This is a genomic window from Dyadobacter sp. CY312 (genome assembly GCF_021390535.1).
Lineage (GTDB): Bacteria > Bacteroidota > Bacteroidia > Cytophagales > Spirosomataceae > Dyadobacter.
Genome location: NZ_JAJUXG010000020.1, coordinates 94632 through 119881, shown reverse-complemented (window position 1 = coordinate 119881; position 25250 = coordinate 94632). Strand labels below are relative to the sequence as shown.

The 25250-nt window shown below is 42.5% G+C and carries 28 protein-coding genes; 22 read left to right on the top strand and 6 right to left on the bottom strand.

Annotation, left to right across the window (positions count from 1 at the left end; translation table 11 throughout):
* Positions 1-53: 53 nt before the first annotated feature.
* From LZG71_RS25705 to LZG71_RS25620, 20 genes are all read left to right on the top strand, one after another.
* Positions 54-1157, top strand: a complete 1104-nt coding sequence (locus LZG71_RS25705; RefSeq protein ID WP_310587788.1) for an RHS repeat-associated core domain-containing protein — start codon at positions 54-56, stop codon at positions 1155-1157.
* A gap of 1 nt (position 1158) precedes the next feature.
* Positions 1159-1677, top strand: a complete 519-nt coding sequence (locus tag LZG71_RS25700; protein WP_233825358.1) for a DUF3997 domain-containing protein — start codon at positions 1159-1161, stop codon at positions 1675-1677.
* 200 nt (positions 1678-1877) lie between these two features.
* Positions 1878-3041, top strand: coding sequence for an RHS repeat-associated core domain-containing protein (locus LZG71_RS25695; RefSeq protein WP_233825356.1), 1164 nt, complete (start codon positions 1878-1880; stop codon positions 3039-3041).
* Positions 3029-3562, top strand: a complete 534-nt coding sequence (locus tag LZG71_RS25690) for a hypothetical protein (RefSeq protein WP_233825354.1) — start codon at positions 3029-3031, stop codon at positions 3560-3562. Before LZG71_RS25695 ends, LZG71_RS25690 begins: the two co-directional genes overlap by 13 nt.
* A 15-nt stretch (positions 3563-3577) precedes the next feature.
* The gene (locus tag LZG71_RS25685; protein ID WP_233825352.1) at positions 3578-3832 is read left to right on the top strand and encodes a hypothetical protein; all 255 of its coding nucleotides are present in this window, start codon (positions 3578-3580) and stop codon (positions 3830-3832) included.
* Positions 3833-3923: 91 nt separating this feature from the next.
* Positions 3924-5078 carry an RHS repeat-associated core domain-containing protein gene (locus LZG71_RS25680; RefSeq protein WP_233825351.1) on the top strand — a complete coding sequence of 385 codons (1155 nt, stop codon included), beginning with the start codon at positions 3924-3926 and terminating at the stop codon, positions 5076-5078.
* Positions 5075-5758, top strand: coding sequence for a hypothetical protein (locus LZG71_RS25675; RefSeq protein WP_233825349.1), 684 nt, complete (start codon positions 5075-5077; stop codon positions 5756-5758). The genes LZG71_RS25680 and LZG71_RS25675 overlap by 4 nt, the downstream gene beginning before the upstream one ends.
* A gap of 261 nt (positions 5759-6019) precedes the next feature.
* The gene (locus tag LZG71_RS30515) at positions 6020-6154 is read left to right on the top strand and encodes a hypothetical protein (RefSeq protein ID WP_255713213.1); all 135 of its coding nucleotides are present in this window, start codon (positions 6020-6022) and stop codon (positions 6152-6154) included.
* Positions 6155-6725: 571 nt separating this feature from the next.
* Positions 6726-7859: a sigma-54 dependent transcriptional regulator gene (locus tag LZG71_RS25670; protein ID WP_233825347.1), complete on the top strand. Its 1134-nt coding sequence runs from the start codon at positions 6726-6728 to the stop codon at positions 7857-7859.
* Between the two features lie 182 nt (positions 7860-8041).
* Complete coding sequence (locus LZG71_RS25665) at positions 8042-8320, top strand: hypothetical protein (RefSeq protein ID WP_233825345.1); 279 nt, start codon at positions 8042-8044, stop codon at positions 8318-8320.
* Between the two features lie 110 nt (positions 8321-8430).
* Entirely contained in the window at positions 8431-8508 is a 78-nt protein-coding gene (locus LZG71_RS30740; protein ID WP_221394980.1) for a potassium-transporting ATPase subunit F, read from the top strand.
* A gap of 48 nt (positions 8509-8556) precedes the next feature.
* On the top strand, positions 8557-10245 hold the full coding sequence (gene kdpA, locus LZG71_RS25660) for a potassium-transporting ATPase subunit KdpA (RefSeq protein ID WP_233825343.1): 1689 nt from the start codon (positions 8557-8559) through the stop codon (positions 10243-10245).
* Positions 10246-10318: 73 nt separating this feature from the next.
* Positions 10319-12361 carry a potassium-transporting ATPase subunit KdpB gene (kdpB, locus tag LZG71_RS25655; protein WP_233825341.1) on the top strand — a complete coding sequence of 681 codons (2043 nt, stop codon included), beginning with the start codon at positions 10319-10321 and terminating at the stop codon, positions 12359-12361.
* Between the two features lie 61 nt (positions 12362-12422).
* Complete coding sequence (locus LZG71_RS25650) at positions 12423-12983, top strand: K(+)-transporting ATPase subunit C (RefSeq protein WP_233825339.1); 561 nt, start codon at positions 12423-12425, stop codon at positions 12981-12983.
* 118 nt (positions 12984-13101) lie between these two features.
* Complete coding sequence (locus LZG71_RS25645) at positions 13102-14184, top strand: porin (RefSeq protein WP_233825337.1); 1083 nt, start codon at positions 13102-13104, stop codon at positions 14182-14184.
* The gene (locus tag LZG71_RS25640) at positions 14185-15315 is read left to right on the top strand and encodes a sensor protein KdpD (protein ID WP_233825335.1); all 1131 of its coding nucleotides are present in this window, start codon (positions 14185-14187) and stop codon (positions 15313-15315) included.
* The gene (locus LZG71_RS25635) at positions 15315-17045 is read left to right on the top strand and encodes an ATP-binding protein (protein ID WP_233825333.1); all 1731 of its coding nucleotides are present in this window, start codon (positions 15315-15317) and stop codon (positions 17043-17045) included. Before LZG71_RS25640 ends, LZG71_RS25635 begins: the two co-directional genes overlap by 1 nt.
* Positions 17046-17233: 188 nt before the next feature.
* Positions 17234-18190 carry a hypothetical protein gene (locus tag LZG71_RS25630; RefSeq protein WP_233825331.1) on the top strand — a complete coding sequence of 319 codons (957 nt, stop codon included), beginning with the start codon at positions 17234-17236 and terminating at the stop codon, positions 18188-18190.
* A gap of 12 nt (positions 18191-18202) precedes the next feature.
* Positions 18203-18565: a hypothetical protein gene (locus LZG71_RS25625; protein ID WP_233825330.1), complete on the top strand. Its 363-nt coding sequence runs from the start codon at positions 18203-18205 to the stop codon at positions 18563-18565.
* Between the two features lie 473 nt (positions 18566-19038).
* Positions 19039-19671 carry a LysE family translocator gene (locus tag LZG71_RS25620; RefSeq protein ID WP_233825329.1) on the top strand — a complete coding sequence of 211 codons (633 nt, stop codon included), beginning with the start codon at positions 19039-19041 and terminating at the stop codon, positions 19669-19671.
* Between the two features lie 452 nt (positions 19672-20123).
* Here LZG71_RS25620 and LZG71_RS25615 read toward each other — a convergent pair whose 3' ends face one another.
* The 3 genes from LZG71_RS25615 to LZG71_RS25605 form a co-directional block, all read right to left on the bottom strand.
* Entirely contained in the window at positions 20124-20684 is a 561-nt protein-coding gene (locus LZG71_RS25615; RefSeq protein ID WP_233825328.1) for an AraC family transcriptional regulator, read from the bottom strand.
* A gap of 250 nt (positions 20685-20934) precedes the next feature.
* Positions 20935-21246 (bottom strand): BON domain-containing protein, encoded by a 312-nt coding sequence (locus LZG71_RS25610; protein ID WP_233825327.1) that lies wholly within the window; start codon positions 21244-21246, stop codon positions 20935-20937.
* Positions 21247-21524: 278 nt separating this feature from the next.
* Positions 21525-22085: an AraC family transcriptional regulator gene (locus tag LZG71_RS25605; RefSeq protein ID WP_233825325.1), complete on the bottom strand. Its 561-nt coding sequence runs from the start codon at positions 22083-22085 to the stop codon at positions 21525-21527.
* Positions 22086-22491: 406 nt separating this feature from the next.
* Here LZG71_RS25605 and LZG71_RS25600 point away from each other — a divergent pair, with 406 nt between their 5' ends.
* Positions 22492-23070, top strand: a complete 579-nt coding sequence (locus tag LZG71_RS25600) for a porin family protein (protein ID WP_233825323.1) — start codon at positions 22492-22494, stop codon at positions 23068-23070.
* Between the two features lie 86 nt (positions 23071-23156).
* Here the strand turns inward: LZG71_RS25600 and LZG71_RS25595 are convergent, their stop codons facing one another.
* The 3 genes from LZG71_RS25595 to LZG71_RS25585 form a co-directional block, all read right to left on the bottom strand.
* Positions 23157-23894: a YoaK family protein gene (locus LZG71_RS25595; RefSeq protein WP_233825321.1), complete on the bottom strand. Its 738-nt coding sequence runs from the start codon at positions 23892-23894 to the stop codon at positions 23157-23159.
* A gap of 23 nt (positions 23895-23917) precedes the next feature.
* A complete protein-coding gene (locus tag LZG71_RS25590; protein WP_233825319.1) occupies positions 23918-24076 on the bottom strand; it encodes a hypothetical protein in 159 nt (52 codons plus the stop codon).
* A 177-nt stretch (positions 24077-24253) separates the two neighbouring features.
* Positions 24254-24436: a histidine kinase dimerization/phospho-acceptor domain-containing protein gene (locus LZG71_RS25585; RefSeq protein ID WP_233825317.1), complete on the bottom strand. Its 183-nt coding sequence runs from the start codon at positions 24434-24436 to the stop codon at positions 24254-24256.
* Between the two features lie 228 nt (positions 24437-24664).
* Between LZG71_RS25585 and LZG71_RS25580 the strand changes: the two genes are divergently transcribed.
* The gene (locus LZG71_RS25580; protein WP_233825315.1) at positions 24665-25135 is read left to right on the top strand and encodes a hypothetical protein; all 471 of its coding nucleotides are present in this window, start codon (positions 24665-24667) and stop codon (positions 25133-25135) included.
* The last annotated feature ends 115 nt before the right edge of the window (positions 25136-25250 follow it).

Sequence of the window (25250 nt, the reverse complement as noted above, 5' to 3'; positions counted from 1 at the left end):
CGACGAGTTGGGCATTGCTGTCACCAACACCGACAGCAACGGACTTACCACCAGTGTGGCTATACCGTGGTTACACGGGTCATGAAATGCTGGATCAATTTGGATTGATCAATATGAACGGTCGGATGTATGATCCGGTGCTGGGAAGGATGTTGTCGCCCGATAATTATGTGCAGGAGCCAGGAATGACGCAGAGTTTCAACCGGTACACCTATGCGATGAACAATCCGTTGGTTTATACAGATCCGGATGGGAATAATCCATTTATAGGAGCTTTAATCGGGGCCGCTTCGTATACCTTGGGCGTGGCTTTCAGTAAAGGAGGATTTAAAAATTGGAATTGGTTAAGTTTTGCAGGTTCGGTTGTAGTAGGAGCCATTACATCTGGCTTTGCAACTGAACTTGGAGGTGCGCTAAGCCAGGCAAAAAATTTGTCGGTTTTAGCGAAGGGCGCTATTCAGGTGGGAGCTTACTCCGCCTGGGGCGGTACAATGTCAGCAATGACGGGAGGCGATTTTCTGAGTGGCGCTATTAGTGGTGCGGTAGGTTCGGGGATGGCAACTTTAGTAGGTGGATTTACCACTAACTCTTTTGCTCAAGTAGGATCCGCATCTTTGGCTGGGGGGGGGTCAGCAGAATTAGCTGGGGGGGATTTTTGGCGAGGGGCAGCTACTGCCGGGATTGTTGCTGGATTTAATCATGCGGCGCATTCATTAGAAGACATGGCTTCCACGAGGTTACAAAAACGCATTTTGGCAGATGGGAGATTGACTATAGGTGAAGCTAACGAGTGGTATAGGAAAGGGGGTGGGCGCGACTTAATATTAGATGCCAGTAAACTTGATTTGGGATGGGTGAATGATCAAGGATGGGTCGACGGTGTCAAAATTGTTCAGACCCTGTACAAATCGGGTGATGGGTTGGTTCATGGACAAATGACAATGCGTAGAATTGATGGGCAGCATGCTACAATTGATCGAGGAGAATACAATTTCGAGCAAATCGGGAAATATACTGATAATTTTTTCAGAAATACATTTACTAAAATTGGATTAGCAGCTGCTACTAATTTTGGGGCATTGTCGGGAAAATCATACTGGATATATTATCAAGGGCGGGCCTTGATAAATCAATACAAACCTTATAGTCCCTACTAAAATGAATAAAATTGTCATTGTATTTATAGTTATGTATTTCTTTAGCTGTGGCGCAGGTATCTCAGACTTCACGGAAGAACTGGGAAATGGTTATGTCTATGAATCATTCGGACAAGAGTTGAAAAACATTCGTTCACCTATTGCGGGTCAAAAAAATATCTATGGAAAAGTTATACAGTATGTGCATGACGAAAATTTCATTTTAGTAATGCAGCAACCAAATGAAGAGGTTTACAGGAGTATTTTAGCAGAGGAAATAATAAGTAAAAATAGAAATAAATATCTCAATCATTCAATTGATGACATTAAGGAAGGCGAGCGGCTAGCGGATAGTCTAATTGCAAACGACCCATATTACCTCCTTATTTTTGCCAATAAGATTAATTATTGGATTATTTATCATAAAAATCGACAAATATTTGGTCCCTTTACGGAAGAAGAGTATGATCAAAAAAGGAAAGAAATGAAAATTACCGATAAATTGCAGCTTGACAGCCCGGAAGAAAAAGGGGCAAATTGATAGCTTAGGAGAAAGTAGTTGGGGGATAAGTCAAACAGGTGCTTTCGGTGCAGAAAGGAAATGAGTTGGTTGGACATGAGTGAAGGTGTGTCACTACAAATACTTGGCATTTTAACGATGATGATTTCCTCCTGTACGATAATTTCAACCGGCTGATTTCCGCCACGGGATCGGACAGTGCTGCATTTACAGCTACCTATGTGGAGAATACGTTGCTGACACCAACGGCATCAACTGGTTTGCCTGTTTGGTTATATCGTGGATACACCGGGCACGAACATCTGGACAGGTTTGGCTTAATTAACATGAACGGTCGGATGTATGATCCGGTGCTGGGAAGGATGCTGTCTCCGGATAATTATGTGGCTGATGCTGGTTTTAGTCAAGATTATAACCGATATACTTATGCACGTAACAATCCGTTAATTTATACCGATCCCGATGGGAATATGCCTTGGATTACAATGGCAATAGGTGCAGTCATAGGAGGGATTGTTAATGGGGTTGCATATGATATGCAAGGGAAGGGGTTTTTTGATGGATTTTGGCGTGGGGCTATCGCTGGTGCTATTGGAGGATTAACGGGATATTATGCACCAGTCGCTGGCGCAATACCAGGAAGTTTGTATGGAGCAGGAACTGGTGCCGTTACGGGGGGAGTCGGTGCTGCCTTAAATGGGAACAATGTTTGGAAGGGCATGGCTTGGGGCGCAGCGTTTGGAGGAGTTTCAGGAGGGATTGTTGGATATATTAATGGAAATAAACTAGGCATAAACCCATGGACTGGCACTGGGGTTGCTTCTCATGCTTTACGCTTGGATCAATCGACAGGGAATGGTCAAAAATGGAATAGTACAGATGAAATGGTGGATTCTTATAATAGTACGATTGGCTCAAGAGATGGTATGAGTATCAGAGACATAGAGAATAAGCTAAATACCACCGTCCATTTGGGCGACAACTATAGCTTATCAAAGGGCTATGTTCTCGCGGATGGGAATATGTACTGGGACGGGGACCATGTGGGTGGTGTGACTACTCAATTTATCAAAGGTGGGCGTTGGCAATCTGGTAGTTCTTCTATATTCATGGCGCCAAGTCTGAAAGGGACATCCATTGAGTTTCAAAACGGAGTATTCAAACATGAGTTTATGCACGCATGGCATTGGACATCCAATCCGTCAATGATGCATTTATCTGAAAGGGCCACATCGTCTTACACTCTTGCCTATACAAAGACGTATGGATTTTCCGACTTGGCGTCAACTACGAGGAGAGAGTTAATAAAACAGGGAGGACCTATTTACCCAGGAAATTATTCCTGGCGTGCTTTTGCAAAAATTATACCATTATGGATAAATTAATTATCACAATACTAGCTGCTCTATTGTTTTCTTGCCAAGCAGATGAGAAACCTAAAACTTATGGTGATTTTGTTTCTGGGGATTATAATCTAGTTTTCGGAGCATCAATTAGAGGTGTACAATATAATCTTCGGAATGACAGTATTAAGGCAGCACTTAATGGTGATGCCTATTATGAAGATACACTCTTAATTTCCAAGCAAGATAAAAACACAATTTGCGCAATGTTTTACGAGAAGAAGATATATGAATATAAAAATTGGGTACATGTATTAGGAAGCTATTTATACTTTCCAAGAAGAGATGATCAAATCTGGATATATCAGAGAAATAAGATAATTGCTACGATCGAAGTTAGTCCAGATTATGTCGATTCTAACTTGCTCCCAAATACAAAGGAAAGAGATATTGTTGCCTTTAGGGACAAAGTTTGGGAAATCATGAATAGATATAGAAAATACCAAGCAGTTACGGATACCTTAACAGAGATGAGAAAAAGAGACTCGACAATAAGGATATAAGATTTGTAACAAATCTTGGTTCAACCAAAAAGCTCGTTGGTATTGCTACAAAATGCAGGATATCCTACCCAGCTCAGTGTGGTTAAGGTGGCGTGTGACCAAACTTGGAGGAACTACGACACCATCAGGTTTTACCTTGCGGACGGATTTGAAAAGGACGTTACGGCGGGCTCAACCCGTTATATCCAGTACATTGCCTCTCCCACAGGGCTGGCGGCCATTGTAGAGAGCGTAAGGTGGTACACATACTGTTCATTACACCTATACTGATCATTTAGGTTCCATTCTGACAGTTACCAATAGCGCTGGAACTACTATTGAAGCTGAACAGTCCTTTGATGCATGGGGCAGAAGAAGGAATGTGACAAGCTGGGCGCTGTTAGCTCCAACGGCATCAACTGGTTTGCCACCTGTCTGGCTTTATAGAGGTTACACAGGACATGAAATGCTGGATCAGTTCGGACTGATCAATATGAATGGCAGGGTGTACGATCCTGTACTGGGTAGAATGTTATCACCTGATAATTATATATTAGACGGTGGATTTACTCAGGATTATAACCGATATTCGTATGCAAGAAACAATCCTCTTATTTACACGGATCCTGATGGTAATAATCCATTACTCTCCACGGCGATAGGTGCGGTCATCGGTGGTGTTGTAAATGGTATATCCTTTGGACTTCAAGGAAAAGGATTTTTAAATGGATTTTGGCGTGGTGCAATCACGGGAGCTATCGCCGGGCTCACTGGATATTATGCACCTATTGGTGCAGCGGGAGGTTTTGCATATGGAGCTGCTTCTGGCGCTTTAACTGGTGGAGTGGGAGCTGCTCTAAATGGTACAAATGTCTGGAGAGGTATAGGATGGGGCGCTGCACTTGGTGGCTTATCAGGTGGGATATATGGAGGGATTGAAGCAAAGAAACTTGGTGCTGATTGGTTAACCGGGGCGAGATCCGACCACGCATACCTCGCTTCGGATGCCATCCTTTCAGGCGGAACACAAGCACCATATAACGATGATTATCTTTACAAGTTAAAGAACGAAAATTGGAAAGGCATGGGTCCAGGTGGAAAGATGACAACACGGCTACCCAAGGACATTACCATGGATGCGGATGGTTTTATAAGTTCTCCAACAATTAAGGATGCAATCGCAATTACAAGGCACAGCCCATGGAAAAATGGTATGTCTTCGAAGATTTTTTTTGGTAAGGCAGCATTTTCATCTGGAGAACAGTTGACTGTATCAATGGCACATGAGTTTGGGCATATCGTACATGCAAATTTGGGTTTAATGGATTGGGCGAAAGAATTAACAGGGAACCCAAGTAAATTATTAAATAATGAAGGTCATATTGCTATTCAAAAAATGACAGGTCAATTGATATTGAAAAATGGTTGGAGTCCAAAAATAATATCATCGCAGGTTTGGAATTTTAACAATGCGCAGGCGTATGATCAGCTTTACAAGCCTCTTCAATTTTTAATTAAAAAAATTGTCTTGCCATGAGAATTTCGTTGTTTTTATTTGTAATGTTTATCGCAGCACTTAGCTGTAATAAATATGATAATTTGAAAGATATATCTGTATCTCCAAGAATTTTCAAAGAGAAGGATACTTTGTTTTTAGAATGGAATTTTGTGAATAATACAAAAAATAATTTAATTATTCCTACTTTATTGACTTTTAGACGTCTGAATGGAGAAGATGATAAGAAGTATCTATTCAAGGAAGACTATGATATTATAGGGCTACCGAAAGAAAGTATTCGAACCATTAAGGTACCATATAAATATTTAAGGCAAATACCAAATATTAGTATGGATATGGATATCCATAAAAAAATACAGTATCTAGGTAAAGACACCTTGTCTGATTATTCATTAGATAGAACGTTTGATTATATTGAAAATCTAAGGCTATGCCCAGAATTTATTGTCATAAATGCTAAATCCGAAAAAAAGATTCTTTTTATGTTCCAGTCTGGAATTTATGGACAATATTCTCTGGGATTTGAAAGCAAATACGAAACTGATGCTACTTCAACAATCAGGGCGGGAGATTCTATATGGAAAAAAGGAATTCCAAGATTAAAAGATATAGTCTCAGGCCGGATCAATGGCTATAAATTTGAATACGGTGAATTTACTGTTGATTCAATAAATGTGAAGTTGGAAGGAAATTACTGATATATTTGCAGGGAAAGGAAACACTTTTCTAGTGTTAAGTTAACTATAATATGACGTATAATAGTTGTATCTTTGCAAAAAAATACTGTTTATGGTACGATATCATATTAAACTGGAGAATACGGAGCCGTTGACCACCTTAATTCGGGAATTAAGATCATGTCATTTCGGATTAAATTGACCAGTATAAATGACTGACTGATAGTTGAGTAATTCATGAAATAAAAGAATGGGTTGGTGGTCAATCTGCCACGGAATCTAGTGGTCAAGTCATCAGAATTCTCCAACCACGGCAATGCACCGGCAAATCAGAGTTATCAGTATATAGTTGCGCCCGATCGCTCCCTTGCCGATTTTCAGAATTACGCAGGTGATCATGGATTTGTAGTGAAGTAACGTCGTTGTTTTTCGTGGCTCCGCACTTAGTCTAATTTGCTAGCATGATTCAGCAGGTGATGCAACATCATTTGACGGGCGCAAACCGTTAGATACTGGATAATATTCTTTGACATCCTAACTTGCATCGAAACAGCTAAATACATATTTTTATGTACGGATTTGCAGTTCGTCAGAAAGCGGTGAGTAAATCGGGAGTAGCGTTTAGGTTGATTTGTAATTGGTTGTTTATCAGTGTGATATAAGACAAGTTCTGCACTCGTCGGGTGCACTCTGTGGAATATCAAAAACAATCAAAACCCTGCAAATCAACGATTTACAGGGTTTTTGTTTTTTTGAATAGTGCCAAAATATGCAATATTTGACATAATTCTGGTGAGTAATTCGAGAGTCAGCATCTCACAAACTAATGACTCACCAGAATCCTTGTAAGTTGCTGTATAACAGCTAGTTTCTCTCATTTACATCTTGATTTTTTCGTACTGCAAGCCTACTTTTATTCACATAAATAAGTACGCTATGCTTAGTAAAACATTTAATTTGCTCTTTTATTTAAAGAAGCCAAAGAATTATGTCGAACCCGCTGGCAGAAATCATCCTTCTGACAGCATACGGGAATATTGCAGATGGCGTGCAGGCGATGAAAAATGGGGCGATGGATTATATTGTAAAAGGGGATGACAATGACAAAATCATTCCCCTGCTTAACCGCGCCGTTGAAAAGGCCCAGCTGCAAAAGAAACTTCAAAAGCTCGAAGGTATCGTCTCAAAAAAATTCTCCTTTGATGCCATTATTGGAAAGTCCACCTCTTTTTTAAAGGCAGTTGAGCTGGCCAAAAAGGTAGCACCTACAGACACTCCAGTGCTGTTGACTGGTGAAACGGGAACCGGAAAGGAAGTATTTGCCCAGGCGATCCATTATGCAAGTGTGCGTTCTGACAAAAACCTGGTCGCGCTGAATTGCAGCACGTTCAGTCGGGAGATCCTGGAAAGCGAGCTGTTTGGATATAGGCAGGGCGCTTTCACTGGCGCAGGCAAAGATAAAAGAGGGCTTTTGGAAGAAGCCAACAACGGGACGCTGTTTCTTGATGAGATCGGTGAGCTACCCTTGGATCTCCAGGCAAAGCTGCTCAGGGTGCTGGAAACGCATGAGTTTATCAAATTAGGCGACACCAAACCAGTCAAATCCAATTTCCGACTGATCGCCGCCACCAACAGAGATTTGAAAGTAGAATCAGAGCAGAACCGGTTCCGCTCTGATCTGTATTTCCGTCTGAACGTTTTTCAGGTCCAGTTGCCGCCGCTTCGTGACAGGGTAAAAGATATCCCTGCTCTGGCCACTTATTTTGCCAGTCATTTTGCGGAGCAGACCAACAAAAAAGACCTTCAATACAGCAAGGATTTTCTTAAAAGGCTTGAATCCTATGAGTGGCGTGGAAATATCCGGGAGCTAAAAAATGTGATCGAAAGGGCTGTGATCATCAGTGATGGAGTGTTGGAGCCGGAAAACCTACCCTTCGAGGTGCAGCAATCGCTGCCTGTCAAGAGCATTCAGCTCTCGGCATTCTCGATGGAAAGTGTCGAAAAGCTTCATATCCAGAAGGTGCTTAATTACAGCAAGGGAAACAAAGCCGAGACGGCCAGACTTCTTGAGATAGGTATTGCTACGCTTTACCGGAAAATTGAAGAATATGGAATTAAATAACGGTTGACCCGGATTGTGTCACCCATCCATTTTGATAAGACCCTATCATATTGATAGGGTCTTTTTTATTGAATTCTATGTATAAAAAGTTTTAAGTTTCTGTTTATCAATGTGTTGCATATTTTGTGTTTGTCATGGTACATGTTTGGTATAGACCCTGGTACATCTAATTTACTCAAGCGATGAAAAAGGGGAATAACAACAGTATTTACAACCACATGCAGCGAATGGCTGAGCTGACTGTCACATTGGTTCTGGCAGGCAAGCTAGCCCGGGCCAAAAAGTTTATGGAGTCGGCCGAAAAGCTTTTTTTGAGTGGAAACTATCAATCCAGAACGGCAGTATCCAACGTCTATCTGTATGATGTTACTACGATTCTGGAGCTACATCATTACAATGTGCAGACGCTGCTTCCAAGCAGTCTTAAAAAAGAATACGTCAAACAGATCAATGCATTTTAATAACCACTTTAACATAAAAACTATGATGACAATCCTCTTAGTGGCAGCCGGCAGTTTGTGCTTCCTGCTTTTTTACAAAACCGTTCAATTCTTTGAAAAAATATAACACCATGGCAGCGCTATTCATTATTGCAATCGGGGTTTTTGGTTACATCTGTTACGTGCTTATCAAACCCGAAAAATTCTAATCCGAATACATTTTCGATTTATCTCAATCGAATTAAAACACTAAAGAAATGAACACTGAATTATTAGGAATCATTGCCATGTTTGCCATTACGGTTGCCCTCGCAATACCCTTTGGCAAGTACATCGCAAAAGTTTATGCAGGAGACAAGACGCTTCTTGACCCTGTTTTTAACCCCATCGAGAAATTATTCTATCGTTTGAGCGGAATTGATGCAAAGGCAGAAATGAACTGGAAGCAGCACATGTTTGCTCTGCTAACCATTAACTTTGTATGGTTTCTGTTGGGCATGTTTGTGCTGATGAACCAGGGCTGGCTACCGCTTAATCCGGATGGGAACCCTTCACAAACAGCCGATCTGGCATTTAATACCAGTATCTCTTTTGTAGTGAATTGTAATTTACAGCATTATTCCGGAGAATCCGGTGTAAGTTATCTTTCGCAGCTGTTTCTAATGTTTTTGCAATTTGTAACAGCAGGAACAGGTCTGGCCGCCGCCGCGGTTCTGTTTATTGCACTTAAAGACCGGACGACAGATAAGTTGGGTAATTTTTACAATCTTTTCCTGAAATCCTGTACACGTATATTGCTTCCCGTTTCGATAGCGATAGCTGTTATTTTAGTGTTTAACGGAACGCCAATGACTTTTGATGGCAAAGACACCATCGTCAACATGCAAGGTGATACAGTCGGCGTTTCCACCGGACCGGCAGCAGCTTTTGTTGCGATCAAACATGTGGGTACAAATGGGGGCGGATTCTTTGGAGCTAACTCAGCCCATCCGCTCGAAAACCCAAATTACCTGACCAACATGACCGAAATGTTTGCACAGATGATCATTCCCCTGGCTATGGTTTTTGCTTTTGGTTACTTTTTAAAAAGAAGGAAAATGACCTGGATGATCTTTGGCGTCATGACCATCGGGTTCTTAGTACTCACCGTACCAACAATTATCTGGGAAAATGCGGGTAATCCCGCCATTACCGCCATGGGCATTGACAACAGTTCCGGGGCCATGGAGGGTAAGGAAGTACGCTTCGGTACTACTGCATCTGCGTTCTGGAGTATAGCTACCACGGTAATTTCAACCGGATCTGTCAATTCCATGCATGATAGCACAATGCCGCTTTCTGGCATGATGCAGATGCTTTCGATGATGACCAACGCCTTTTACGGGGGCTGTGGGGTCGGAATTCTCAACTTCTTTGTATTTATTATCCTCGCTGTATTTATTAGCGGGCTGATGGTGGGAAGGACTCCTGAGTTTTTGGGTAAGAAGATTGAAGCAAGGGAAATGAAGATTGCGATGATCGTTGCGCTTTTTCACCCGCTGCTTATACTCGCAGGGACTGCACTGGCAGCAGCCTTCCCTGAAATCACCGCACCCAATTTAAATAATCCAGGCTTCCACGGATTCAGCGAGATGCTTTACGAATATACCTCGTCGTCAGCCAACAACGGTAGTGGTTTTGAGGGGCTGGGCGACAACAATCCCTGGTGGAATATTACAACGGGTTTTGTATTGATCCTTTCCCGCTTCCTTCCAATCGTCGGTCCCGTTGCTATTGCAGGTTTGATGGCAAACAAGAAATTCATCCCTGAAAGTGCAGGTACACTACGCACCGATTCGGGCACATTCGGGATTATGGTGCTCGCAGTAATTGTTATCATTACCGCGCTCTCATTCTTCCCTGCGCTGACACTAGGGCCAATTGCTGAGTATTTCTCAATGCGTTAGAATTAAAAAAATTAAGTAACAGCTACCAGCCAAAGCTAATCGCTAGCAGCTAATAGCCAATAGCTCCAAAAAAATGAAAAATCAAAATGCTTCCTTATTTCAAAAGGAACTGGTCAATGAGGCTTTAAAGCAATCATTTATCAAATTGAACCCTAAGATCATGTTTCGTAATCCGGTGATGTTCACCGTGGAGATTGGAACGTTCGTCATGCTGATCGTAAGCCTTTGGGTGCTTACCGGGGAAAAATCACAGGGCAGTTTTGCTTACAACTTTGTTGTTTTTCTTGTTCTCTTACTCACTTTGCTTTTTGCCAATTTTGCAGAAGGGATTGCGGAAGCAAGAGGTAAAGCGCAAGCCGACAGTCTTCGTAAAACCAGGGAAGAAACACCCGCCAAACTGGTGGTAAATAACAAACTGGGTTTTGGTGTGGAAACCGAAAGTGTGATGTCAGCCTCAATGAAAAAAGGGGATATGTTCATCTGCGAAGCGGGCGATAATATCCCGACGGACGGTGAAATCATTGAAGGACTTGCGACGATCGACGAAAGTGCGATCACGGGAGAATCGGCCCCGGTAATCCGGGAAGCTGGAGGTGATAAAAGCAGTGTGACGGGAGGTACCAAGGTTCTCTCGGATAAAATTAAAGTAATGGTGACAACGGCTCCGGGAGAAAGTTTCCTGGATAAAATGATCGCCTTGGTTGAAGGTGCAAGCCGTCAGAAAACGCCGAATGAAATAGCATTGACTATCCTGCTTGCAGGTTTTACACTGGTCTTTATCATTGTGTGTGTGACACTAAAACCTTTCGCAGATTTTGCCAATACGCCGATCACGATCGCTGCCTTTATTTCTCTTTTCGTTTGTCTGATCCCGACCACAATCGGCGGTCTGTTATCGGCGATCGGGATTGCAGGAATGGACAGGGCTTTACGAGCGAACGTGATCACCAAATCGGGTAAGGCGGTGGAAACAGCCGGGGATATTGATGTGCTACTTTTGGATAAAACAGGTACGATCACCATTGGTAACAGAAAGGCCACACATTTTCACGCAGCCAAAGGCGTCACAGATAACCACTTTATTAAATGCGCGGTTTTAAGCTCAATTGCTGATGAGACACCGGAAGGTAAATCGATCCTGGAATTAGCTAACCTGAACCCGTCAAGTTACAGCAATCTGAGCAACCCCACTTTTATTAAGTTTACGGCTGAAACAAGAAGTTCAGGTGTTGATTTTGATCAGACAAGGATACGTAAGGGTGCATTCGATTCAATCAAAAACCTGACTGTGAACGCTGGAAATAAATTTCCATCAGACATTGAACAAACTGTAAAGGATATTTCAAGCAATGGTGGAACACCGCTGGTGGTGACAGAGAACGAACATGTGCTGGGTGTGATCGAATTACAGGATATCATCAAAACGGGGATCAGTGAACGTTTCGAGCGGCTTCGCAAGATGGGTGTGAAAACGGTGATGGTGACGGGCGACAACCCTTTAACGGCCAAATTCATTGCTGAAAAGGCGGGTGTAGATGACTTTATCGCCGAAGCAAAACCGGAAGATAAAATGAACTACATCAAACGTGAACAGGAAAGTGGTAAACTGGTGGCGATGATGGGGGACGGTACCAACGATGCGCCAGCGCTTGCACAGGCTGATGTGGGTGTAGCCATGAACAGCGGAACACAGGCAGCTAAGGAAGCTGGTAATATGGTCGATTTGGATAATGACCCGACTAAACTGATCGAGATCGTGGAAATCGGAAAGCAGCTTTTAATGACACGTGGTACATTGACTACCTTTTCAATTGCCAATGACGTCGCCAAATACTTTGCCATCATTCCGGCCTTGTTTATCGCTGCCATTCCTGCCTTAAAAGGTTTGAACATCATGAATTTGAACAGCCCGGAAAGTGCGATCCTGTCAGCGGTGATCTTTAATGCAATTATCATCCCGATCCTGATTCCACTTGCGCTGAAAGGAGTTGCTTACAAACCGATTGGTGCGAGTGCGTTGCTGAGAAGAAACCTTTTCATCTATGGTCTCGGAGGTGTAATTGTTCCCTTTATTGGGATTAAAGTAATAGACCTGATTGTCAGTATCTGGATTTAAACTAAAAAATAAAGTGTAAAATAGCTAATAGCCAAAAGCTAACAGCTCAAAGCTAATAAAAATGAAAACGAACATATTTCCCGCGATTAAATTAACAATCATTACCCTGGTATTCTTTGCAGGGGTTTATACAGCTGTCATCTGGGGAGTAGCCCAGCTTGCTCCAAACGGAGGTAAAGGCGAAGTGGTAACAGTCGGTGGCAAAAAGTATTACACCAATATCGGTCAGACTTTCACCCAGGATAAATATTTTTACTCGCGTCCGTCAGCAGTTGATTACAATTCAGCCGGAAGTGGTGGCAGTAACAAAGGGCCATCGAACCCCGATTACCTGGCGACTGTTCAGGCCCGGATTGATACGTTTTTAGTACACAACCCAGGAGTTGAGAAAAAGGAAATTCCGGTTGAACTTGTTACAGCTAGCGGAAGCGGACTTGATCCCGATATTACTTCCAAATCTGCTTTGGTGCAGGTGAAAAGAATAGCGGCTATCAGAAAATTGTCCCCTGAAACGGTTGAGCAGCTGGTAGCCAAAAACACAGAAGGCCCTTTGCTAGGCATGTTTGGACCTGAAAAGGTGAATGTATTGAAACTCAATATCGCTCTTGATGAGCTGAAATAAGACAAAGAGGCCGGCCATCACCTGTAACGCCGCGGCGGCCGGCGATCCGGCGACCCGGCGATCCGGTGGCCGCCGATTTTAACAGCGTCGTTACATCGATTTCCCAGTACAGTAAGAAATGAAAAATTTACTTTTAAGCGCGTTCGGTTTAGCCGTTTTACAACCAGCCATTGCGCAGGACTCAACGCAGACAAAAAATCCATTGACCATCAGCGGTTATGTTGAAGCTTATTACAACCATGATTTTAACCGTCCAGATAACAACACCGTGCCGGGTTTTCTTTACAATTTCAACCGGGCGAATGAGGTGAATTTGAACCTGGCTTTCATCAAAGCAAACTATGCTACAGACCGTGTCAGGGCCAATGTCGCTTTGGCAGCAGGAACCTACATGAACGCGAATTACAGCGCAGAGCCTGGTGTTTTGAAAAACATTTATGAAGCTAATGTCGGTGTTAAGCTTTCACAAAAGACCAATCTTTGGCTGGATGCTGGTATCATGCCTTCGCACATCGGTTTTGAAAGTGCGATCGGAAAAGACAACTGGGCATTGAGCAGAAGCCTTTTGGCAGAAAATTCGCCGTACTTTGAATCCGGAGTCAAACTTGGTTTTACGACGAAAGACGATAAACTGTATCTTTCAGCCATGTATCTGAACGGCTGGCAAAGGATCCAAAGGGTAGACGGCAACTCAACACCAGCTTTCGGGACCCAGATCACTTATAAACCAACGGAATCCGTAGCATTGAATTACAGCACTTTTATCGGTAATGATAAACCCGATAGTTTAAAGCAAATGCGCTATTTTCATAATGTCTATGGTATATTTCAGCTGACCCAAAAGTTTGGCCTGACCGCAGGGGTCGACTTTGGATTTGAAAAGAAACCAGAAGGCAGCAGTGGCAGTAATACCTGGTACACGCCGATAATCATTGCCCGGTTTACACCAACAGATAAGATACACATAGGGGCCAGAGGTGAATATTACGCTGACAAAAATGGGGTGATCATCAGCACGGGTACACCCAATGGCTTTAAGACCTTTGGCTATTCCCTGAACTTTGATTACCTGCCGGTAGACAATGTCATATGGCGTGTTGAAGCAAGGAGTTTAAATAGCAAAGACGCCATTTTTACCTATGATAACAGTGCCAAAAAACAGAATTACTTTTTAATCACATCTGTTGCATTATCATTTTAGATGACTGAAAAGGAAAGCCACGTAAAACATTTTCTGGACTTGATCCAGCAGTCCCGCAGGGGCAAGTTCAAAGTCTACATCGGTATGAGCGCCGGTGTAGGCAAAACTTTCCGGATGTTGCAGGAAGCGCATACGCTGATGCGAAACGGTATCGATGTCAAGATCGGCTACATAGAAACGCACAACCGTAAAGAAACGCACGCGCTTTTGGAAGGCCTGCCGGTGATCCCGCGCCGGAAACTGTTTTACAAAGGGAAGGAATTGGAGGAGCTCGACATTCAGGCCGTAATCAGCTTACGGCCTGAAATTGTCATTATTGATGAGCTGGCACACACCAATATCGAAGGAAGCAAAAACGACAAGCGCTGGCAGGATGTAATGGAGATTCTGGATGCGGGAATCAATGTGATCAGCGCGGTCAATATCCAGCATATAGAAAGTTTGAATGAAGAAGTAAAAGATATTACCGGCGTTGAAGTCAAGGAGCGGATTCCGGACAGTGTACTGGCATCGGCAGATGAAGTGGTCAATATAGACCTGACGGCAGACGAGCTGATCACCCGTTTGAAAGAAGGCAAGATCTATGCGCCGGAAAAAGTGCCGACCGCACTGGGTAATTTTTTTACATCCAATAACATCTTGCAGCTACGTGAACTTGCATTAAAAGAGGTGGCCAGCCAGGTAGTGCGTAAGGTGGAAACCCAGATTTCGTCCCGTGGTTTGACGGCCTTGAAACCCAACCGCTTTATGGCCTGCATCAGCAGCAATGCGGTGACAGCCAAAAATGTGATCCGTAAAACAGCGCGTCTGGCGAGTTACTACAATAGTCCATGGGTGCTGCTTTATGTGCAGACACCTAAGGAAAGCACCGACAAAATAGCACTGGACAAACAGCGCCATTTGATCAACAACTTCAAACTGGCCACTGAGCTTGGTGGTGAGATCATCCGTGTTGAAAGCCCGCATGTTTCCAGGGTGATCATGGAAACGGCTGAGCAAAGACATATTACTACGATCTGTATTGGAAAGCCGCACATGAACCTGTTCAGGGTCATACTGGCTACTAATATATTTAACCAATTACTTAAAAAACTTTCCGTTTCTGAAATTGACTTGGTCATCCTATCCTGATGAAAATTAAAACCAAACTACGACTGGGCATTGGCCTTTTGTTTACGATGATCCTGGTGCTGTCGGTAGTCGGAATTAAAAACATAACAGCACTTAAAAACGATACGTCCAACATTCTGGCTGACAATTACAATTCGCTGGAATATAGCGAGAACATGATCGCTGCCCTGGATCTTTTACAGCAGAAGCAGGACGGTCTGCCTGTATTTGAAAAGAACCTGAACCTGCAAAAAAATAATATTACTGAGCCAGGTGAAGGCGAGGCAACAGGCGAGATTGTAGGACGTCTTGATAAACTAAAAGCTGACCCGTTTAACGCCAACCTGCATTTGATGATCAGGAAAGATATTTCGAGAGTTATGGAGGTCAACAGAGCTGCAATTGAACATAAAAGCAGCATTGCAAATCAGACCGCCAAAACAGCAAATACATGGATTGTGCTATCAAGCACGCTTTGCTTTCTTTTCGGTATGACACTTTTGATCAACCTGCCGGGTAATATCGCCAATCCGGTCAGGGAGCTTACTGCCAGTATCAAAGAAATTGCGGGCAAGAATTATTCCCAACGTGTACACTATCGGGGGAAAAACGAGTTTGGCGAGATGGCCGATTCTTTTAATACCATGGCCGAGAAACTGGAAGAATACAACAACAGTAATCTTTCCAAAATACTGATCGAAAAAATCAGAATTGAAACATTGATTAACAACATGCACGAGCCCGTTATTGGTCTTGATGAAAATAAGACGGTGCTCTTCATCAACAATGAGGCCCTTAAAATTTCAGGACTCAGACAGGACGATATAATCGGCAAATCTGCCCAGGACATTGCCTTAAAAAATGATCTGATCCGCTCGCTGGTCAATGATCTGCCCCAGGCTGAGAAGACAGAAATCTTGCCGCCGGCTCCTCTTAAGATTTATGCAGATAACAAGGAAAGCTATTTTGAAAAGGAAGTAGTCAATATTACCATCAAGCCAACCGGGGAGCGGGAAAAAAAGATGATCGGACATGTGATCATACTCAAAAACATTACACCGTTTAAGGAGCTTGATTTTGCCAAGACCAACTTTATAGCCACCGTTTCCCATGAGCTAAAAACACCCATCTCATCAATAAAAATGAGCCTGTTGCTACTTGAAAACCAAAACACGGGACATGTGAACCACGAGCAGCAGCAGCTGATAGAGAGCATCAAGGAAGACAGTGACCGCCTTTTAAAAATTACGGGCGAGCTTTTGAATATGTCACAGGTCGAGACCGGTAATATCCAGCTCAACATACAACAATCCAGACCGGAACTGATACTCGAGTATGCATTAGAGGCTGTGAAAGTGCAGGCCGAACAAAAGCAGATCGGACTCATGGTGGAGATGGAAGAAAACCTTCCGGACGTGAAAGCAGATACTGAAAAAACGGCTTGGGTTCTCATTAATTTTCTGACCAACGCGATCCGCTATTCACAGCAGCAGGGGCAGATTCATATCCAGATCAAACCACACGAAAATGGGATACAGTTTTCTGTAAAGGACGAAGGAAAAGGCATTGACAGCCGCTATCGGGCGAAGATCTTTAACCGGTATTTCCAGGTTCCGGGTAGTGCTAAAAGTGGTACAGGGCTCGGCCTAGCCATCAGCAAAGAATTCATTGAGGCCCAGGGCGGGCACATTGGCGTTAACAGCGAGATAGGAATGGGTAGCACCTTCTTTTTTGACCTGGCAAAGTCCTGATCTTACCACCTTCCATAATGATAACGCCTATCAATTTGATAGGCGTTTTTTTGTAAAATGGTTATCTATAAAAAGAAATATATCAGTTTAATATTTAGATAATCAGTTGGTTGTGAATTTTATTTTTGAAATACACAAGTTGGGTACAGGTTTGGAATATATCCGTTCAGACAAAAAATATTCAAACCATGATTTCTCAGTTAGAAGCAGTTCATTTAATAGAGTCTGAATTCCCGCAATTAGCGAAGTTATATAAAAGAAGCGCACTGAGCAGTGATATTTACAAATCCATCCAGCGTCTGCTCGACTTTTCCAGAGAAGCTGTTTTGGACTACAATCTGAATTTATCCCGGAAATGCTTTTCGGTCGCTAAAACGTTGCTCAATCAGGGTGATAATGCCATCAGGGCAGCCATTGAAAAGAGCTTTATTTATTCATTTTCTCCTTTTGCCAAAAGGGGTGAAAGTGAAAGAAAGCGGTTGAAGTTTTTTATGCCGGATGATTTCTACAGCATTTTCTTGCGAAAAATTGAAAAACCCGGGCCGTTCACAGGTTTAGGCATTGAAGATCTTACGCTTCGTTTGGCTACCAGGGAAGACTGGATTTTTGCCAAACAGATTACCGATGAAATGCACGACTCTGCCATCAACCGGGGAAGCGGAATTTCTAAGCGTAGCCCTTTATCTGTAATCCGGAAAATGATCGAAGGCAAAGCCATTATCGCAGTTACGCCGGACAACAAGTGGGCAGGATTTTCATACATCGAGACCTATGAAAATTATGGGTTTGTTTCCAATTCGGGTCTTATCGTAGCGCCTGCTTACCGCCAATGTGGAGTTGCCAAGGCGATCAAACAGCGAATTTTTGAATTGTCGCGTACCCTATACCCGAATGCAAAAATTTTCAGTATTACCACAGGCGCAGCTGTGATGAAAATGAATACAAAGCTGGGTTTTGAGCCAGTGACCTATAATGAACTTACAAAGGAAAAGAAATTCTGGCAGGGCTGTAAAAGCTGTGTAAACTATCAAACGCTCCTGGGCAAGGATTGTAAAAACTGCTTTTGTACCGCCATGCTGTTTACGCCAGATCAGGAGGAACCCCAGGATGACGAAAATGAATGTGAAACAGAGCATCAACATTAATCTTGAACAGCGATGAAAATTTACCAAAAGCATCTCAGAATCCTCAAGATACTGAACTTACTTTCCTTGCTAATCATTTTGATGACGATCTTTTACTCATGGTATATTCTTCGTTTACTTCCTGATGTTGTGCATGTTCCCAAAAGTCTTGTCGATACAGATTTGATGTTGGTTCATAAAAGTGTCATCTGGGGTGATATACGTCTGATGGTTACCAGTTACCTGCTTTTGTCGTTGGTCACTGTTTTTATGGAGCTTATACCTTTCCGGCAAAGTTCGGGATTTCATAAAGCGCAATTTACTGCAACTGTTAATCTGAGTATTTCCATGGTTTTTGCTTACACCATCGTAAGCTCTGTTAGCGTAGCCTCCTGATCATTGCATTTTTTAGTAAACATCACAAAATTACTAATGACATTCGGTGCAATTATTATTAGTTCTTGCCATGGTGGAGAATACGGAGTGGTTAACCACCTTAATTCGGGAATCAAGATCATGTCATTTCGGATTGAATTGACCAGTATAAATGACTGACTGGAAGTTGTGTAACTCATGAAATAAAAGAACGGGTTGGTGGTCAATCTGCCACGGAATCTAGTGGTCAAGTCAACCGAATTATCCATTGGTCGTCAACTACGCCGACAGCTTGGAATAACACAAAGCTAATGCGGACAGAACCGAGTCGACAAATGTGGTAAGCTGGATGGCGGGAGTGATCCGGCTCTACTGCGCAATGGGAGGCAGAACCTGCTAGAATGGCTGCCCAGACGTTATTGGACTGCTCTGTTCTGAAAAAGTGGACTATCACAAACAGCGGGTTTTATGTGAGCTTTGAAAAAAAACAAATCATGATACCAGTTGACAACCTTTTGATTTTCGCCTTAGCTGCCTTGGGCCTCGTGCTGAGCCCGGGCCCAAATATGATTTATCTGATATCGCGTTCTATCAGCCAGGGGCGCAGAGCTGGCTTATTGTCTCTGATAGGTGTCGTGTTAGGTTTCCTGATGCATATCATGTTGGTTTCCATTGGGTTAACTGCCGTGTTCTTGACAATTCCCATTGCTTACGAGGTGTTGCGCTGGCTTGGTGTGGGATACTTGCTGTATCTGGCCTGGGAGGGTATAAAGCCTGGTAGTGCCTCTCCATTTCAGACCCGTAACCTTTCGAATGACTCAGACTCCAAACTGGTACGCATGGGTTTTGTAACCAATGCATTGAATCCCAAGGTAGCTGTATTGTATCTGTCTTTCTTCCCTCAGTTCACCCGTCCTGAATATGGATCGCTGATAAGCCAGAATCTGATGTTAGGCTTTACGCAATTACTGATCAGCGTTTTTATAAATACCATCATTATCTTCTCGGCGGCCAGCGTAGCCAGGTGGTTTCACGCCCGGCCCACCTATGTGAGCGTGCAGAAATGGATTATGTCGGGCGTTTTGACGGGGCTGGCTGTTCGCATGGCTGCTGATAAAGGCAAATGACTTTTCGCAGAGCCCGAGTGGAATGCTGCCATCCCTGAATCTTCAAGAGTGTGGCTTATTTCCTTTAACTTGAGAGTTCTTACTGTCTAAGAAAATGATGGATGAAATAAGCCATTTTTTTTGGTTAGACGATGATTTTAGTTTTTTGTTCAGTATCTGCCCAATCACGTGGGGTATCTTCCGCTTTCTGTCGTATTCTTTTTCTATTCTGCGAACCTTTGTCTGGAGTAAATAATATTCCCATTATACGGCCTGCCGAGCTGGCCAGCAGCAGACTGCAGAATGATTTTCAGTTGTTCATTATGACTAGATTTAGATTATTTTCGGAGGTATAAGTTGGTAACTATTATGTGTAAACGTATAAATCGATCTTAATTATTTAAACCGCAGTTGTAAAGCTGCAATAGTTTTGACTACGAAGTCTTACATCTGAAATACAAGAAGTTACAGTTTTACATGTTTTCCAGATTATTCCACCTTTTTTGACTTTGATGCATGTAAGTTGATGGGGAGTAGCCTGTTACTTTCTTGAACTGGTTAGAAAGATGAGACACGCTGCTGTAGTGGAGTTTGTGGGAGATCTCTGTCAGATTCAGTTCTTTGTATTGAAGTAGTTCTTTTACTCTCTCAATTTTGTGGTTTATTATAAAATGCTGTATATCTATTCCTTTTGCTTCTGAGAAAAGATTTGACAAATAGGTATAATCATAACCAATCTTGTTGCTGATGTAGTCCGAATAGTTAGTTCTCGGGAGATCATCAGTATAATGAACGAGCTCGATGATTACATTTTTTATCCTCTCAATTAAGATACTTCGCTTATCTTCCATCAGCTCAAGTCCTGAACTGCTTAGGTTTTCTTTCAGGCATTTACGCTGTGAAGTGGTTACTTTTTTTAGCAATTGGACAACGCCCAAATCAATTCTATTATAGCCTAGTCCCAGGATCGCTAATTCTTCCTGAACCCTAAGCTTGCAGCGCTGGCTAACCATATTCTTAATGTAGAGTATCATATTTTTTAATTTGATTGATTTGCCATTAAGTCTGGTGCTGATAGCTGACATAACCAGAGCTCGCTAACTTACGGGAAAGTTAGGGGGAAAAATGTCCTTGGATAGTGATTACCGTCATGATTGGTAGTGATCGTTGTTACGATCTTAAATTTGGACAAAGGAGCTGTCCCACAATTTGGTGGTTTGCATCGCAAAAAAGGAGGCACTGATTAGTTACCTCCTTTTCAAAATATAGATGTGACAAGTCTGCTCAGGATATATTTTTTAGCTTTTGCTGAGCATACTCACTGTGATAGGTTAGGTAATTGATTACTGCGCGGATACCAAAGATATCCCGTATGCACTTTTGAGCCGAAATCCTTTCTTTAAGCAGATGAACAGTTCCTTCCAGAAAAACAAGACGGTCAGTAACGCGAACCCTTATTTTTTCACTGTTGATGAATGCATTGGTCTGAAGGGCATTGATAACTTTTTTCTCCAGATTTTTATCAGTTTCAAGTCTGGTAACATCAGAGTCATAATCTGGCTCCCAGGATTTTACAACATCTATGTCTATTTTCATGATTTATTGGATGAAGTAGGTGCTTTGCTCGGTATACTTTCAAAAGCTCATAACACATTGGTGAATTTAAGAAGGACCATCAAGCATCCGTATTAATCATTGTCAATTTTCAGATTAGCATTCAATGCCTGAATGATTTCTGCGACACATTGTTGCTTTTTTCGATTTTTGGTTGATTTCTTAAATGTGAATGCATCAAATCTTAGGTGCCTGTTTTGCAAAGATGTAATGATTTTCATATTAAAATGTTACATAAAAATCAGAAAAAGTTACATATTTTACATATTTTCCAAATTTTGATTTCTCTTCATTTTTAGCTTTTTGAAGTAGGAGGGAGTCAAACCGGTAATCTTTTTAAACTGGTTCGACAAGTGGGACACACTGCTGTAATGTAGTCTGTATGCTATTTCAGTCAGATTAAGCTCTTCGTACAACAGTAGTTCCTTTACCTTTTCAATCTTGTGAAGTATGATAAACTGCTGGATGTTAATTCCTTTCACCTCGGAAAACGTGTTTGAAAGATACGTATAATCGTAGCCTAGTTTTTCACTGATATAATCGGAGTAATTGGTTGCAGGCAAATCTTCGGCATAATGAATCATCTCTACGATTACAGCCTTTATTTTCGCGATCAGAATGCTTTTTTTGTCATCAAGTAATTCAAGACCCGATCGGAGCAGGTTCCTTTTTAATTCATCATGCTGCTGCTGTGTAATGTTTTCTAATATCTCAACAGACCCCAGATCCACCAGAACATAGTGTAGTCCTAACTTGGTCAATTCGTCTTTCACCAGCATTTTGCAACGCAGGCTGACCATGTATTTAATGTACAGTATCATATCGATTAGGAGGATAACTTGATGATGTCGAATGCTTCGCCTTTCCATAAACCTGACAAAGGTTTGTTGTGAGATGTGCAAAGCAAAAAGTGTGTTGTGAGTCTTCAACCTCTCACATTTTAGTCAGGACATTTCACCCTTCACGCATTTACAAATCTGTGATTAATGCAACTAATGAAAATTCAGGTGTAACACTTGCCAATTTTATTCCGGCAACGTTTGCAATAGAATATATCTGCCACTACAACCGTGCCAATTGTCTGATATTAAATATAATAATGTCGTTTCCGGACAGGTGCCCCAAGAGATGTTACGCTTGGGCAAGCAGGTGAAAATTTAGTTGGCAGGATCTTCGCGGCCCTTACAAGTGTGGGGTTTGAATAAAATTTAACATTAACGTTACAAGATGAAAAAGTTATTATTTTCTGCATTGCTGCTTTCTGTAAGCACCTTCTCTTTTGCGCAGTCTTTTAGTTTCGGGCCCAAGGCAGGCGTAAACGTCAGCAACTATTCCGGCGGAGACATCAATTCTGATGCAAAAATAGGGTATCACATTGGTGGCCTGCTTAATTTCGGTTTCGGTGAAATCTTCTCGATTCAACCCGAAGTGCTGTTTTCTACTCAGGGAGCCAAAGTGGAAAATGCAGGAACGAAGACGAATTACAAAATTAACTATCTGAACATACCCGTAATGGTAAAATTCAGGATAGCGAATGGTTTTTACATTGAGGGCGGCCCGCAGGCTGGTTTGAGATTGTCTGAAAACATACCCGATCAAACCATCAATGATTTTGCAAAACAACTCGATCTGTCCGCTGGCGCCGGCCTTGGATACCAGTCCGACGCCGGCTTTGGGGTGGGACTACGATACATGGCCGGGTTATCGAAAGTTGGAAGCTTTTTGGGAAGGGACATCAGCCCCGACTTCAAAAACAGCGTTATTCAGGCGAGTGTGTTCTGGGTGATTCCGATTGTTAAGAGGTAAACCAAGAGTCAGTTTTTAAATGCAGGGAGAAGATAGGACTATCCTATTTCTCCTTTTTTGTCTGTGTAATGGTGTCTGCTATTTGCCTAATTCCTTCTAAAGGCTTTTGAAGTCGTCTGATAGTACCGTTTTACATTGACCCGGAATACATCGTACAGGAGCACAAATGTCAAAATGAGAACAGGAATATAAAATGACCTGAAGCTGATGCACTTAAAAAGGTAAGCACCGGCAATTGCCCCGAACAGAAAGGAGCATATGATAAAAAGTTTAAGTTTTATTTTTAACAGAAGAATTACACGGTCTTTCAGGTTTGTCCTCAACAGTTGAGCTAATTCAATGCCCATATCCGTGAAAATACCTGTAAGGTGCGTCGTTCTCACAACGGATCCGGAAACCAGGGTAACCAGTGCATTCTGCAAACCCATGGCGAAAAGTAAACTGCCGGGAAGGGCTATTTTGTAAAGTGTTGATACATAAGTTTTTGATCCATAGATTGCAGAAGTGACGAGTATTGCGATTTCGATTACGATCGGAATGGAATAGGAGTAGCGTTGATGTGCCCCAAAAAGAGACAAACATAATCCGGACGTAAAAGCACCGGCAAGAAATAATATCATCCATAAGACAAGGACTTGTGCATTTTGCCAGTTTTGTTCCGCAATGCCCTCGGCAAGCAGTGCAGCGTGACCTGTGATGTTGGTAGTTAGTAGCGAAAAACCTAAAAGGCCCTCAGCATTCACAAGTCCGGCCGTAAAACCGAGCAGGGTTGCCAGTTTGAGATTATGGTTTGGTGTACGATGCGTACCGGAATGCCTCAACATGATTTACTTGGGTCGTGAGAATGCTAAATTAGTCCCTTTTTTGCACTGATGCCACATCCATTATTCGCTATTTGAATCACATACTTCCCGGCGATCAACAGGGTACTGCGTGCCAATTGCCCGTCCTGTGTGCGCATAGCCTCAATGGCATTTACTATAATGTTGGTAAGGGCAATTTTCATTTTTTGATGATTCAAAGTTACGGTGCAGTCGGCCGGATCGTATTCTTTCAGAGGATAATGTTTTTCAGTATGATCCGGTCCATGGCCATTCCGACGACCTCGTTGAGCAGGTGATGAACGGATTGGTTTGCAGTTTTATCAACAGTCTGATTTTTGATCATTTCACTCACCAGTAAATTAATCCTGGCCGAGCTGGATGATGTCGATATAAACCTTTAAGCCGTCGTCATTGCACTCTTCCAGAATCAGTTCCAGGGACAGGTCGATGGTGGCCAGGGGATTGCGAATTTCATGTGCCAGGATAGCTTTGAAATCGGGGGCAAGTGGTACATCGAATAGGGGATTAAAGGGATTATTCATTTGATCAGCTTGATTTGTAAATCCTGAATCAAAGGTGAAGGAAAATACGCACGAAACTTTATAGGAAATGATCAAATTGTTGCATGATTCACTGATCATTACCGCTTCCAAAGCGTGAAAGATGTAAGATTGAGAAAGAGATCCGTAACAATTGGTGCATTAAAAATATTCAGCTTTGTGTTGGTGGGGCGCAGGGAATCGGGAGCAGTATAAACCAAAAACCAAGAAATGATGAAGTTGAAAACAGCAGAAAATATACTCGTGGGCCTGTTGGCATTTCTTGGTGTGGGAGCACTATTCGGCGGTGGCGTGCTGATCGTTTCTCCAACCGGATCGCTGATCGGAATGCCCTTATCGATGCTGGTGGGATCGCCGTTTCATACATTTTTGATACCCGGTATTGTGCTATTTCTTGTACTTGGTGTGTTTCCATTCGTGCTGATTTATTCACTTCGCAGAGAAATCGAAAGTCCATTTGCTGAATCCTTGAATGTTTTCAAAGACATGCAATGGGCATGGAGCTTCTCCATTTATCAGGCCTTTACGCTGATTATCTGGATCCAGCTTGAAATGGTTTTCCTGCATGCTGTGCATTGGCTGCACACATTTTATATGTTTTATGCAGTTGGGATCTTATTCGTCGCCTTGTTGCCACCTGTCAGAAATCGGTACAAAAAGTATCCTGAGACGAAGATTTGAAAGAGTCGAAACAATTATTAAATGATGAGAAAAAATAGCTGGATTTACCCCGCTGGAATTGGTGTCCCGTCTGGGCAAGGAGCAATTTTATAGGTCAACAGGTGAGTCTATAAAA